A 13,616-nucleotide genomic window follows, 5' to 3' on the forward strand; every position below is an offset into this window, starting at 1 on the left:
ACATCGAATTTAATTCAAAAAATGCTTATCAAAATTAATTTATAGCTAAACATCATCACGATAGTCTTCAATTTGATGGCTTAAAGGTGACAAAAATGGATAAACGCAAAAAAGGACTTCTTTACATGATGACAGTGGTTGTCCTATGGGGTTTTTCCTTTGTTGCCACAAAAATATTGCTTGACTTTCTGGATCCTCTTACTGTTGTATTTGTCCGCTTTTTCATGGCAACCATACTAATGTTTGCCATCTGCAGGAAAAGAGAGAATTACAGCCGAAACGAGGTCATGTATGTTGCAATTGCAGGATTTCTTGGTATCACTAGTTACCAGATGCTTGAGAATGTAGCACTGGTATTCACAACAGCCACCAATTCATCACTTATAAGCGCTACCGTGCCTGTGGTTCTGCTTCTGACACTTGATGTTTCCAGAAGGCAATTATCGGACCGGGTCAAATATGCGGGCGCCCTGATAGCTTTTATCGGAGTTGGCTTATTGGTACTCAACGGTGCGTTCAATCTTCATCTGAATCCTATGGGTGATATCCTCATGTTCGGTGCGGTCTTTTCTTGGGTATTCTACACCATAGTCATTGAACGCATGGGTTCAAGGAATATGTTCATTGTCTCCCGTGATCTCACACTTGCAGGCACTGCATTTCTTTTTCCCTTAATGGTCTTTCAGGCACAGAACCTGCGGATAGAGATATTCTCACAAAATGATGCTCTGTTGGTTGTTGCAGCTCTCATTTACCTTGGTGTATTCTGCTCTGCACTGGGCTTTCTTTTCTGGAACAGGGCGATACATCTTGCAGGTTCATCCACCACGACTAATGGAATATACATGATACCGCTTGTGACGATCATTGGTGATACCCTGGTAATAGGAAATGTGCCAAATATCTATGTGCTGCTTGGTGCAGCCCTGGTACTTGCAGGAATTTATCTTTCCGAACGCAGGTAGAGTAATCACAATATTTTGTTACTATATTTATCGACCTCCGCTTCCTTTTCAAGAAAATCTACCACCAAAGGGACAATTTCCTTGAAATGTCCGGATTCAAAGTGCTTTTTCAGACTGTGTTCGTCTTCCCACTCCTCTATCATGCTAAGGATATCTGACCTTTCTGAATTCTGATATAATCCGTATTCTATGCAGCCTTCTTCCTTCAGTGTCTCTTCAACAAGTTTCCTGCATAAATCAATGAAATCCTCGCTTTTCTCAGGTTTAAAGTAGTTTTTTGCAACGACTTTTATTTTCATAAAATCTCGGCTCTGTACAAATTCTTGGTATTCTAATGGAGGTCGAAGTTAACAATAATTCATAAAGTGTTATATGCTATTGAATATATTTCTTAATTTCAACTTATTGCTATTGATCTCAATAGGATTTCTACAGAGCCGTTTTTCTTTTGTCGAAACGTCAACAGATAAATCTCAGATCATCTTTTATTCTACGGCAATAGAAAAAAACTAATGGAATAAGTAATTGATATTACCCTATGAGCTTTAATGATCCTGGTTTTTTTGAGGAGTTGAGGATGGAATGGCTCTGGAACCGCTTAGGTAGTTTAAGGTACAAGAAGTACATTCAAGAACTACGACTTAAACCTGATGAAAATGCCCTTGATTTTGGGTGTGGAGGCGGAGCAGTTTCTAAATACATAGCAGAAGAACTTTCTAACGGGAGTCTTGTCTGCCTTGATACCTCTGCTTTCTGGCTTGAAAAAGCGAAAAAAAGAATGACTGGTCTTTCTAACGTTGAATACGTCTGTAAAACTATAGAAGATGCAGATCTTCCTGACAATCATTTTGATTCTGTGTTCATTCATTTTGTTCTCCACGATATAGCTGAAAAGGACAGACAGGAAGTTATAGATGCTCTTGCTTGCAAGCTCAAAGAAAAAGGACTCATCTACATACGGGAGCCTACAAGGAAAGACCATGGTATGCTTCCTTCAGAAATTGAACAGCATATGGAAGATGCAGGTCTGACGAAGATATCCGATGTGTATGGAACTTATTTTCTCTGGCCACATTATACAGGTGTTTTCCGCAAATGAATTCAATAGCATGAGGTTATAAGATGAAGAATGTAAAAATACTTGGAGTTAGTGGAAGTCCCAGGAAGAACGGAAATACCGATGTCCTGCTTGATAGTTTTTTAAGGGGAGCAGAATCGGAAGGTGCCGATACAAAGAAGATCCATTTGAAGGAGTATTCCATTGAATCCTGCATTGGTTGTGAAGCCTGCAGGAAAGATGGAACATGTACCAGGTTCCACGATGGTATGGAGCTTCTTTATCCTGAAATAGAAGAATGCAAAGGTATTATTCTTGGTTCTCCCGTTTATAACTACAATGTAACGGCAGAGATGAAAACGTTTATAGACCGTCTTTATCCTTTTTACGTGTTCACTGAACAACGTCCGGGTCCTTATTCAAGTAAACTTGAAGATCAGGGTAGAAAAGCGCTTATCTTTACAGTTTGCGAACAGGTAAAAGCTGAAGAAATGGGATTTGCCCTTGAAGCCCTTGGAATGCCCCTTGAGGCACTTGGTTATGAGATATTTGACAAGTTTGAAGCTACAGGCTACTTCAGTAAAGGTGAGGTCTTAAAGGACGAATCAATTCTAAAAAAGGCATTTGAAGCTGGTAAAAACCTGGCAATCAGTCTTCGGTAGATATGCTATTCAGGTGTTTTATTATTCGCTAATCTCCTTTTTATAATAAAAGTAAAATTTTCTCACTAATAAAGCAAGATAAAACCTTATCAAGTTAAATAATCTTTCTAACAAGAATTGTAGCTACAACTATAAGGTAATGGCACATACAGACTGGATGTTCACAAGAATATTCAATGTGGAAATCTAGATCCTGGTCACCGGAGATATAAAATGATACCTGTCGAAACCCTTGCCATCTTTTTTGGACTTACATCTGCATTGTCATGGGGTGCAGGGGATTTTGTAGGAGGATATGCTACCAGAAAGACAGGTGCTTACTATGTGGTTCTGGGCACACAGATCATGGGTATTATTACATTCCCGATCCTTGCATTTGTATTTTCAGAGAGTCTGCCTCCGTTAAAAGATCTTATGTGGGGTGGCCTTGGAGGATTTTTTGCAGCTACCGGGTTGATAGTATTCTATATTGGTATGGCCAGAGGAAAAATGAGTATAGTCGCTACTCTGGCTGCAGTAATATCAATAATCATACCTGTGATATATTCAGTTTTAAACGAGGGTATTCCTTCCATTATTAAGGTAATAGGTTTTATTTTTGCACTTATTGGAATACGCTTTATTGTTAGTATGAGAGGTGGGTCTAAATTAAAAGCCAAAGATCTGGAATATCCATTACTTGCAGGTCTTTTATTTGGCTTGTTCTTTATATCTATTGACCATTTCAGTTCCAATGCAATTTACTGGCCATTAACAGTTTCAAGAATTACAGCATTGATTTTGCTCACAGGATTCATGATGCTAACAAAGAACGTCACCAAACCTACCTACAATTCAATCCTGATAGTTTTTCTTGCAGGATTGTTCAATACTGGGGGAGTCACTTTATTTGCCCTGGCTTCAGGAGCCGGAAGACTGGATATTGCCACGATACTTTCATCACTTAGTCCTGCAGTTACAGTATTGCTGGCATGTTTGTTGTTAAAAGAAAAACTCGATTCGCGTCAGTGGGTGGGGGTGGTAGCATCCCTGACTGCTGTTATTCTTATATCGATCTGATATTTTTAAAGATAATTCTGTTTCAGAAATGTGATCGGGGTATTTTTTAGTATTTACCCCGATAATTTAAAATCCGTGCTTTTTGCCTATCAGTCTCTGCCCTTCTGTTCATACTTTTCTTTTATTTCCTTAATAGTTGCCCTTAATTTAGCTCTTTCAAGAGGTAACGACTCTTCCTGTAATTCCATGAAAAGTGCTTTTATCAGGCAGTATAACATCAAAAGCATGACAAGCATGAACGGGAAACCACCGATTATAGAAGCTGTTTGAAGAGCCCCCAGACCGCCTGCAAGTAGAAGAACTGCTGCAACGGCTCCTTCCAGACTACCCCAGATGATCCTGAGTGGAAGTGGTGGATTCGGATTACCTTTTGATGTAAGCATTCCGATAACATAAGTGCCTGAGTCAGAAGAGGTTATAAAGAATATAGCTACAGAGAACATTGCGACTCCGATAAGTATATCAGAATACGGGAAGAAGCTGAGCATACTGAAAAAGCCCAGTGCGGAATCAACTTCCACAGCTTTGGCGATTCCGCCTGCTCCGAAATGTTCAATAAAAAGGGCAGACCCGCCAAAAATGCTGAACCATACCATACTTACAACGGTAGGTGCAAGCATAACTCCTATTATAAAACTTCTGATAGTTCGTCCTCTTGACACACGGGCGATGAAAGAGCCGACAAAAGGTGCCCATGCAATCCACCATGCCCAGTAGAAGATCGTCCATGAGTCTCCCCATCCTTCGACACCTACTCCCGCAGGATCAGTTCCGAATGACATCTGCAGCAGGTTCTGCAAATAACCCCCAACAGAATGCGTAAAAAGCTCAAGTGTAAATAATGTAGGTCCGAGTACAAATATGAGTATCATTAAAATCAATGCAACTGCAAGATTTATTTGACTCAACCATTTTATTCCTCTGTCAATACCTGAACTGGTTGACATCACTGCCAGTATTGTAACTACGGTTATGATTAAAACCCATAATGTAGGTCCGCTCACATATCCGAACAGTTCTTCAAGTCCTGCTCCAATTTGCATGACACCAAGACCAAGGGTTGTGGCTATACCGAAAAGGGTTGCTAGAACACCGATAGTATTTACTGCAACTCCCCACTTACCATCGATTCCTTCTCTTCCGAGAATGGGTTCCAGAGTAGAACTCAATAACATAGGTAATCCTTTTCTGTAAGAAAAGTATGCTAGTGATCCGGCAACAACAGAATATATTGCCCATGGATGGAATCCCCAGTGGAAGAATGAATATCTCATGGCTGCATGCAGGGATTCAGCTGTATTTGGTTGTTCGTAAAGAGGCCACATATAGTGCCAGATAGGTTCTGAAACACCCCAGAAAAGCAAACCTATCCCCATTCCGCAACTAAAAAGCATGGCAAACCATGAGAGGTCGGAATATGCAGGTTTTTCGTAGTCTCCGCCTAATTTGATATCACCAAGCGGACTTAACATCAGGTATATAATCAGTAACAGGAAAATACTTCCACCAAGTAAAAATGACCATCCGAGATTTCCTACCATCCAGTTAAAAGTATTATCCATATATTGACCAAAACTCTCTGCGTAAAACGTACCTGCAAAAACAAACGCTAAAGTCAGAAATAACGATACCAATAATGTAGGTGTTTTTAACGTTTCAGAAAATTCAGTAAGTCCTTTTTGCATTTCTCTCATTCATTTACCTCCAGTTTATACTTTGAAAAAAAGTGAGTTTACAATTAAGCAAAAATGCTGCAGGTGAACTACCCTTACCTTTCGTTCTGATCACATGAAAGGGGCTTCCTGTCTTAGAAGTTAATATAAAGATTTTCATCATTTTAAGAAGATCAAGAAACGATACCCTTGTAAATAACTTCATATCATATCTAATAATAAAAACTCCACTTCAAGTAGCATTAATAGAACACGATTGAGATTTATACAATCATTATTCAATTGTTAATCATCAAGCATCTTATTTATTGTCCTATAAATTAAAAACTCTTCTGTTAACATCTGTATTTTATTTGTGGTTATATATTATAATGACAGTATATTGTAACTTAGTAATAATATTTGGTTTTTATTACAAATCATATTAACTTATGTATTTTATGTTATCAGTTATTGCTATAAGTTAAAAGCTACTAGGAAATATAAGAGGTATCATGTATGTCAGATATATATAAATATTTAAGAAGTTCTTTTTCGGGTGAAGAGAAAAAAGAAAATGAACACGACATGGATGTTTTCAAAATATCCCGGGAACTTGCTGAGGATTATAACATAATAAACGAAGGGGATTTTGTACCATATGATATGGATATGGCAGATGCTGTTTTTTCAGCAGCTATCGAACTTCTGACCACCACCGGGGTTTATTGTACGGATACAGGAAGATCGATACAGGTAAATAATGAAGAAGTATTACAGGCTCTCGGAACTCCCAATGCCCTTGAGATTGGAAGGTTTAAAGAAAGAATTGAAGTTGTAAGAAGGTGTGTAATGGATTCTCAGGCACCTGTAATAATTGGTGGACCAATGGGTGGCAAGATTTCTGAAAAGGATTATCTGAACATACACATAAGTTCTGCAAGTGAACCTATTGTTCAGGGAATCTATGGCGGCTCACTTCAAACTTTTAATGAGGATCCCATAAAATTTGACAGCCCTGAGGAAATGTTTGTGTCTTTTGAGGAAGCACGGCTTGAAAGACTTGCAACAAAAGTTGCCGGAAGGGAAGGACTTACTCTTATAGGCCCCTCAACTCCGACAGTGTCGCAGGCCTATATGCTAGTATCTTCAAATGAATTATACACAAAGAATGATGTTCATAAAACCCATCAACTTGAGAATTTGAAAACAAATTTCGAGACATTCTATAGGGCTATATTCCATCAAGGTAACGGAAATAATTATTTTAGTGATCAATGTCCGGTTTTAGGTGAAAAGCACATTGAATCTCCTGAAGCTCTGGCTATTATCGATGTTGCAGAGACCATACAATCCCGCCTGGTAACAGGTGCGAATCTGCATGCTTCTGGAGCCGTTGATTCAGATACTAAATCGTCATCTTCTAAAGAAATAATATGGTCATCCAATATGGCGTCTCTTGCCATCTCCCGCAATATGAACCATTGTACTGGAAGATATTACAGGAATCTTGCAGGTTGTTGTACCGACATGATGTTTTATGAAACTGCAGCCCAGGCAATAGGAGATACGGTTTGTGGAAGAGAAATGTTAATAGGTCCTCTGGGAGGAGGCAGTAAGGGAACTGATATGTCCACTGGTCTTGAGTCAAGATTCATGGGAGAGGTGAGCAGAATGGCTCTTAATTTAGATCTGGCAGAAGCAAATGAGGTCATTGAAATGCTTTATTCCAAGTACGAGGACAGGCTTTCCGACGCTCCTCATGGAAAGGATTTTGAATCATGTTACACTGTCAATTCCAAATATGAAATGAAACCGGATCAACAATATATGGAGCTTTACTCTAAGATTATCGGCGAAATAGATGAGTACTATAGAAATATGTTCTAAATATGAATGAAATTTTAGGCATATCTTTTATTGAATCAGTTTGTGAATAAACTCGTTGAATGTGAACGTCTCAAATCTGTGAAACATTTCTGGTTGTGAGAACCTATGGATCTTTCACAGGTTACTATTTTTTAACTATTTTAACTAAATTGTTTTGAGTTATATGGGAGATTATATGTTCGGTTTAAGCTTGTGGACAGACCTTTCACTCGAGAAAGCTGGATGAAGCAGGAAGCCACCCAATTTATTGGCTGGTAGTTCACTTGGTGGTATCAACTGGTATTGCAAATGTGAATGTACTTCCCTTACCTACTTCACTTTCCACTTCTATGTCTCCGGAATGCATTTCCACGTAATATTTTACAATAGCAAGTCCCAGTCCGGTTCCTCCGTGAGTTCGGCTTATCGATGAGCTGATCTGTTTAAAAGGGTCAAAAATAGCTTTATTTTGTTCAGAGGGAATACCGATGCCATTATCAGATACAGAAATGTGTACTTTCCCGTTTGCTACTTTAGAATCAACTCTTACTTTACCATGGTCAGGTGTGAACTTGATTGCATTACTTAAGAGATTGTATAATATCTGTTTGATTTTTATCCTGTCAGCATTTATTTCAAGACCCTTTAATTCAATATTGGTTTTAAAATCGATATGTTTCTCTTTTATAAGAGGTTCCATTAGCATTATGCTTTCTTCCAAAACCTCTGACATATTTATTGGTTCAGGGTCGAATACCATGTTGCCTGATTCAATTTTTGAAACATCGAGTATATCATTGATAAGGTTCAGCAAATGATTACCACTTTTCAGTATGTTTGAAACATAATGAAGTTGTTTTTCATTAAGTTCTCCAAAAATTTTATCATTTAATATCTGGGAAAAACCGATAACTGAATTAAGTGGTGTTCGAAGCTCATGACTCATATTGGCAATGAACTCCGATTTTATCTGGTTTGATTCTTCAGCAAGGGCTTTAGCTCTTAGAAGGGCCATTTCTGTATTTTTTCGTTCAGTAATGTCTGTTAAAAATAGAGTAAGACCGATGACATTCCCATTCTCATCTTCAAGAGGACTATACACGTTCTCGTACCATCGTCTTTCAAGTAATGAATCGCCGTATTCTTCAATAGTGGTAAAAGCTTCGCCTGCCAGTACTCTGTCAAAATTCATTTTTGATTTTTTTCTGTCTGAAGAATCTGTGATGTAATCAAGCATACAGGTGCCAATATCAATGTCCGCGTTCCATATGTTTTTCATAGTGTTCCGGTGATTTTCATTAAAAGCAATATACATGTAATTTCTATCAAGGGCGAAAATGATCACATCTTCAGGGCTTTCAATAACTTCATGAAGTAGTTGGTATGCCTGTCTGTATTTCTGCTCGGCTTGTTTCAATATTTCCGCAGCTCTATTTCTTTCAGTAATGTCTCTGCATATGCAATATGCCAGATTCTGTTCATTTATTATTGCATTGTTAGTAGTGACTTCCACATCAAATGAGCTCCCATCTTTACGGAAGTGCTTTGTTTCAAAATGGGTAAATGATTTATCATTAGTTCTAATTACTTCAATTAGCTTCTCTTTATTGAATGATCTATCCCAATCCCAAACGTGTAACTGGAGCAATTCATCCATTGGATAGCCAAGCATATCCGCATATTTCTGATTAGCTTCCACTATTTTTCCATTTTGATCAATGGCAACAATTCCATCGTTTGCCTGCTCGAAGAAAATACGTGTTCTTATGTTCTCTTCTGCAAACCTGGCCTCAGCTCTTTTTTTCTCAGTTATATCGGCATGAGTTCCATACATAAGAAGTGGTTTTCCCTCTTCGTCCCATTCGATCACTTTTCCACGATCAAGTACCCATACCCACTCTCCATTCTTGTGTTGTAAGCGTGCTTCATATTCATAATAATCAAGCTCGCCTTCAAAGTGTTTCCTAAGAAGCATTTCAGCTTCTTTTAAGTCGTCCGGGTGGGATAATTCTGCCCATGTCTGTATATTGGTTGGAGCTAATTCATCAAGCGTATAACCTACTATCTCTGCCCAGCGTTCATTGAATGAAGTTTCACCAGTCTGGATATTCCATTTCCATGTCCCGATATTTGTACCTTCAATGATGTTCGCAAGACGTTTGCGCTCTTCTAACAGCTCTTTCTCTGCCTGCTTCCTTTCGGAAATATTCCTGCCAATTCCCAATACTCCAATGAGTTTTCCACTGGAATCATACATAGGACTTTTAATAGTTTCCAGATATTCTTTGTGTCCGTCGTCGGCATAAGTGATTAATTCCTCATTCATTGAAGGTTTACCGGCTTCTAATGCCTCCATATCCTTTTGTCTGAAAAAGTCTGCAAGTTCCTTGTCAACAAAATTATGATCCGTCTTTCCAATGATTTCTGCTTCTTTTGCACCGAAAAAACGCTCAAATTTACTATTGCATTTAAGGTACATTCCTTCGGGATTCTTCAGCCATATTAGATCAGGAATAGTATCTACCAGTGTACGTAGTTGTCCCTCACTATTCATTAGTGCTATTTCTGCATTTTTGTGATCAGTTATATTGATGGATGCTGACATGACCCTCTGAATGCCATTGATCATAACAGGACTCAATCGGACATAAAGCCAAAGATCTTCGCCGTTCTTCTTTTTGTGAAGCCATTCAAACTCCTGCGCCCCTCCTGAAACAGTTTTATGTATCAATTCTTGAGCTTCTGCTAGTGAGTATGGATGCTCATACCAGATATCATTCTCCTGTAATTCTTTGAGTGAAGAAAAGCCAAAAGAAGTATAAGCTGCAGGATTAGCGTCAATTATATCCCCACTGTCCTTATCGTGTATTATTGTGGAAATGGGTATTTCTGTGAAAAGACTTCTGTACTGCTCTTCACTGTTCTGGAGTTTCTCTTCATATATCTCTTCAGAGTTTTTTGTCCCTGTAAGGTCACGAATAATAGAACAAAGAAGGGTTTTTTCTCCGATGCTGGTAGGAAAGGTATTTACTTCGACATCTCGTATTTCACCACTAGCAATTTGATGTTTGAAGAAAAAGTGATTTTTTATCTCATTCATTGCCTTTTGGACCGCTGCTGAGACTTCCTCTTCAGGCATTGAATTTATGTGAAAGATCTTCTTACCTATAAACTCCTCTAACTTCCAGCCATAAAATTCACATGCAGCATGGTTTGCATCAACGATATCAAGGGTATCAGGATCTATAAGTAACATAATGACATGTGCGTTGTCAAATAATGTCCTGTACCCGGTTTCCTTAATTCCCACAATTATTCCTCGTTATTCTTTATGAATTAGATTTAACAAAGAGGAAATCTATCATCTTATTTGAATAGAGAGATTTTTAATTTTTACTACTCAATTACATGCAGTTATTATTATATAAATCACTGCTTGTTTTTTAATGTTATTAATTTCATGCTCTTGCTCCAACAATAATCAAGGGACTAATTTTTATAACAAGTCATCAAGAAAACAATGGGATTCTTGATGGCCGAAAGCAAATCAATGGGACTTTGGTCAGCCACATCAATTGGTGTCGGTGCCATGGTGGGTGCAGGGATATTCTCAATATTTGGAACGGCAACCCAGATATCCGGTAATGCAGTCTATATGTCTTTCATAATTGCCGGGGCAATAGCTCTGCTGAGTACTTATTCCTATGCAAAATTAGGAGTAAGATATCCTTCCGCAGGTGGTCCCGTTGAATTTCTGATCCATGGGTTTGGTGATAGAATACTCACCGGTGCTCTGAATCTGTTGTTATGGACAGGCTACATTTTTGGACTGGCATTATATGCAAAAGGATTTTCTCTCTATGCACTGGCATTAGTGCCACTTGATTCTACAGGTATCTGGACAAATGTTTTTGCCACAGCAATAATAGTAGTTTTTACAGCCGTCAATTTTATCGGTGCAAAGGCTGTAGGAAAATCAGAACTTATTATAGTATCAATTAAAGTGGGTATCCTTCTGCTTTTTGCAGTTTCCGGTCTCTTCTTCATAGAACCATCAAATCTTTCAATCACAGGATTTCCATCAACCTCAAATATCCTCTTTGGAGCTGGCATAGTATTTCTTGCATATCAGGGTTTCGGGCTCATTACCAATGCAGCAGAAGACATGATTGATCCCCAAAAAACACTCCCTCGGGCATTGTATCTGAGTGTGATAATTGTAATTTTTCTCTATGTTCTTGTAAGTATCACAGTTATTGGAAACCTGTCCATTTCCACAATATCAACAGCCAAAGACTATGCTCTGGCTGCCGCTGCACAACCTTTTCTGGGAAATTCAGGATTTACAATCATGGCAGTTGCAGCTCTTTTTTCAACATCTTCCGCCATTAATGCATCTCTGTATGGGGGTGCAAACGTAAGTTATCTTATTGCAAAAGAAGGTGAATTACCTGCTTTTTTTGAAAGGAAAGTATGGAACAGAAGTACAGAAGGACTTTTCATTACATCAGGTCTTGTGATTCTATGCATTAATCTTCTAAATCTGGAAGGGATAAGTATGATCGCAAGTGCATCTCTGTTGGTGATCTATGTTGCAGTTAATGTCTCTCATATGAGGTTGGTAGCTGAAACAGGTGCGAAACGCTATCTTATATGGTCATCTCTTCTCAGTAGTATAGTGTTTTTTGGGATACTGGTTTATTATGAAATATTGAATTCAATACCAACACTGGTGGTTTTTGCTTTTATCATTGCATTATGTTTTATAGTTGAATGGGTTTACAGAAAATGTTCGAACAGAATACTAAAAACAAGAAGCAATGGTGGTAATCAATTATGAGTGAAGGTTCTTCAGCAAAAAATATAGGCTACCTTTCCGCAGTTTCAATAGGAGTTGGTGGAATGGTCGGCGGAGGAATCTTCGCCGTTCTCGGACTTGCTGTTAAACTCGGAGAAGGTGGGACACCTATTGCCTTTGCACTTGCAGGTCTGGTGGCATTAATAACATCTTATTCTTATGCAAAACTCTCTGTTCGTTATCCATCAGAAGGTGGAACTGTGGAGTTTCTTAATCAGGCATTTGGTTCTGGTATGATAACCGGAGGACTGAATGTATTACTCTGGTTGAGCTATGTTGTCATGCTTTCACTCTATGCTTATGCGTTTGGTAGCTACGGTTCAACATTTTTCCCTGATTCCATGCAGTTTGTCTCTAGACATATTCTCATTAGTGCGATTGTGGTATTGATGACTGCGATCAATGTTATTGGCTCCAAAGTTGTAGGCAAATCTGAAGAATGGATTGTAGCATTTAAAGTTGCAATTCTCACCATTTTCATAGGAGGTGGGCTGTGGAGTATAAGATCACAAACTGCCCAGGTAACTTTAGGTTCAGATCCACTCCAACTTGTTGCCGGTGGAATGATAATTTTCCTGGCATATGAAGGATTTGAACTCATAGCCAATACTGCAAATGATATCAAGAACCCTGAAAAGACCCTTCCACGTGCCTATTATTCTGCAGTTCTTTTTGTTATCCTGCTCTATGTGTTGATAGCATACGTAACCGTTGCAAGTGTTTCAACCGACACCATTGTTCAGGCACAGGATTATGCCCTTGCAGTTGCTGCTGAACCGTTCCTCGGAAGTTTAGGTTTCAATCTTATTGCTGTTGCAGCTCTTTTATCCACAACATCTGCGATCAATGCAACATTATATGGAGCTTCACGTGTGAGCTATATTATCGCAAAAGATGGTGAACTGCCGGAATTATTAGAGAAGAAGATATGGAACAAACCTGTTGAAGGGTTGCTATTGACTTCAATTATGACACTGTTTGTGGCAAATCTTTTTGACCTGTCCAGCATTTCAATCATGGGTAGTGCGGGTTTTCTTCTGATATTCGGAGCAGTAAATGCTGCAAATGTTCGTGTCTATAAGAGAACCAAAAGTAAAAAATGGATATCAATAACTGGCATTGTTGCATGCATCGTAGCTTTTCTGGCACTTATCTGGTATGTACTGACCAACTCTCCTGCAGATATCTATGTATTAATAATAATGGTGTTCCTTGCTTTTGCAGTTGAGTTTATCTATAGAAAATATACTGGCAGGCAAATAAAGAAAATTCATTTTTAACGATTAGATTATTCCAGATTCAAACCTTCTATTTGTTATTCAACAGGGATCACAAATGCAAAAGTGTTCCCTTTTGCGGGTTTGCTCTGACCCAGATATTGCCTTTGTGCATTTCAACATATTTTTTGACAATTGCAAGACCAAGCCCGATTCCACCCTGCTCTCTGATACTGTACTTACTTATTTGTTAAAAAGGTTCAAAAAGACAGGCTTT

General features: G+C 38.6%; 11 protein-coding genes. 7 read left to right on the forward strand and 4 right to left on the reverse strand.

Features of this window, described 5'->3' with window-relative positions; genetic code table 11:
• Positions 1-95: 95 nt before the first annotated feature.
• The gene (locus J2746_RS02625) at positions 96-965 is read left to right on the forward strand and encodes a DMT family transporter (protein ID WP_209615837.1); all 870 of its coding nucleotides are present in this window, start codon (positions 96-98) and stop codon (positions 963-965) included.
• A gap of 5 nt (positions 966-970) precedes the next feature.
• Here J2746_RS02625 and J2746_RS02630 read toward each other — a convergent pair whose 3' ends face one another.
• Positions 971-1,264 (reverse strand): putative quinol monooxygenase, encoded by a 294-nt coding sequence (locus J2746_RS02630; protein WP_209615840.1) that lies wholly within the window; start codon positions 1,262-1,264, stop codon positions 971-973.
• A gap of 239 nt (positions 1,265-1,503) precedes the next feature.
• On the opposite strand from J2746_RS02630, the gene J2746_RS02635 reads away from it, so the two are divergent.
• The 3 genes from J2746_RS02635 (at position 1,504) to J2746_RS02645 (ending at position 3,743) form a co-directional block, all read left to right on the forward strand.
• Positions 1,504-2,064, forward strand: a complete 561-nt coding sequence (locus tag J2746_RS02635; RefSeq protein WP_209615843.1) for a class I SAM-dependent methyltransferase — start codon at positions 1,504-1,506, stop codon at positions 2,062-2,064.
• 23 nt (positions 2,065-2,087) lie between these two features.
• A complete protein-coding gene (locus tag J2746_RS02640; RefSeq protein ID WP_209615846.1) occupies positions 2,088-2,684 on the forward strand; it encodes a flavodoxin family protein in 597 nt (198 codons plus the stop codon).
• Between the two features lie 213 nt (positions 2,685-2,897).
• Positions 2,898-3,743: a DMT family transporter gene (locus J2746_RS02645; protein WP_209615849.1), complete on the forward strand. Its 846-nt coding sequence runs from the start codon at positions 2,898-2,900 to the stop codon at positions 3,741-3,743.
• An 89-nt stretch (positions 3,744-3,832) separates the two neighbouring features.
• On the opposite strand, the gene J2746_RS02650 is transcribed toward J2746_RS02645, so the two are convergent.
• Complete coding sequence (locus tag J2746_RS02650) at positions 3,833-5,437, reverse strand: BCCT family transporter (RefSeq protein WP_209615852.1); 1,605 nt, start codon at positions 5,435-5,437, stop codon at positions 3,833-3,835.
• A gap of 477 nt (positions 5,438-5,914) precedes the next feature.
• On the opposite strand from J2746_RS02650, the gene J2746_RS02655 reads away from it, so the two are divergent.
• Positions 5,915-7,285 carry a monomethylamine:corrinoid methyltransferase gene (locus J2746_RS02655; RefSeq protein WP_209615855.1) on the forward strand — a complete coding sequence of 457 codons (1,371 nt, stop codon included), beginning with the start codon at positions 5,915-5,917 and terminating at the stop codon, positions 7,283-7,285.
• 259 nt (positions 7,286-7,544) lie between these two features.
• Here the strand turns inward: J2746_RS02655 and J2746_RS02660 are convergent, their stop codons facing one another.
• Entirely contained in the window at positions 7,545-10,574 is a 3,030-nt protein-coding gene (locus J2746_RS02660) for a PAS domain S-box protein (RefSeq protein ID WP_209615858.1), read from the reverse strand.
• Positions 10,575-10,796: 222 nt separating this feature from the next.
• Here J2746_RS02660 and J2746_RS02665 point away from each other — a divergent pair, with 222 nt between their 5' ends.
• Positions 10,797-12,104: an APC family permease gene (locus J2746_RS02665; protein WP_209615863.1), complete on the forward strand. Its 1,308-nt coding sequence runs from the start codon at positions 10,797-10,799 to the stop codon at positions 12,102-12,104.
• Entirely contained in the window at positions 12,101-13,402 is a 1,302-nt protein-coding gene (locus J2746_RS02670) for an APC family permease (protein WP_209615866.1), read from the forward strand. Before J2746_RS02665 ends, J2746_RS02670 begins: the two co-directional genes overlap by 4 nt.
• Before the next feature lie 49 nt (positions 13,403-13,451).
• Here J2746_RS02670 and J2746_RS15005 read toward each other — a convergent pair whose 3' ends face one another.
• Positions 13,452-13,586 (reverse strand): ATP-binding protein, encoded by a 135-nt coding sequence (locus J2746_RS15005; protein WP_209616650.1) that lies wholly within the window; start codon positions 13,584-13,586, stop codon positions 13,452-13,454.
• Positions 13,587-13,616 lie beyond the last annotated feature (30 nt).

The organism is Methanolobus bombayensis (assembly GCF_017873415.1).
Taxonomy (GTDB): domain Archaea; phylum Halobacteriota; class Methanosarcinia; order Methanosarcinales; family Methanosarcinaceae; genus Methanolobus; species Methanolobus bombayensis.

Coding starts and splice junctions, on each gene's coding strand:
- J2746_RS02625 (WP_209615837.1), top strand. CDS start 96: ATGGATAAACGCAAAAAAGGACTTCTTTACATGATGACAGTGGTTGTC.
- J2746_RS02630 (WP_209615840.1), bottom strand. CDS start 1,264: ATGAAAATAAAAGTCGTTGCAAAAAACTACTTTAAACCTGAGAAAAGC.
- J2746_RS02635 (WP_209615843.1), top strand. CDS start 1,504: ATGAGCTTTAATGATCCTGGTTTTTTTGAGGAGTTGAGGATGGAATGG.
- J2746_RS02640 (WP_209615846.1), top strand. CDS start 2,088: ATGAAGAATGTAAAAATACTTGGAGTTAGTGGAAGTCCCAGGAAGAAC.
- J2746_RS02645 (WP_209615849.1), top strand. CDS start 2,898: ATGATACCTGTCGAAACCCTTGCCATCTTTTTTGGACTTACATCTGCA.
- J2746_RS02650 (WP_209615852.1), bottom strand. CDS start 5,437: ATGAGAGAAATGCAAAAAGGACTTACTGAATTTTCTGAAACGTTAAAA.
- J2746_RS02655 (WP_209615855.1), top strand. CDS start 5,915: ATGTCAGATATATATAAATATTTAAGAAGTTCTTTTTCGGGTGAAGAG.
- J2746_RS02665 (WP_209615863.1), top strand. CDS start 10,797: ATGGCCGAAAGCAAATCAATGGGACTTTGGTCAGCCACATCAATTGGT.
- J2746_RS02670 (WP_209615866.1), top strand. CDS start 12,101: ATGAGTGAAGGTTCTTCAGCAAAAAATATAGGCTACCTTTCCGCAGTT.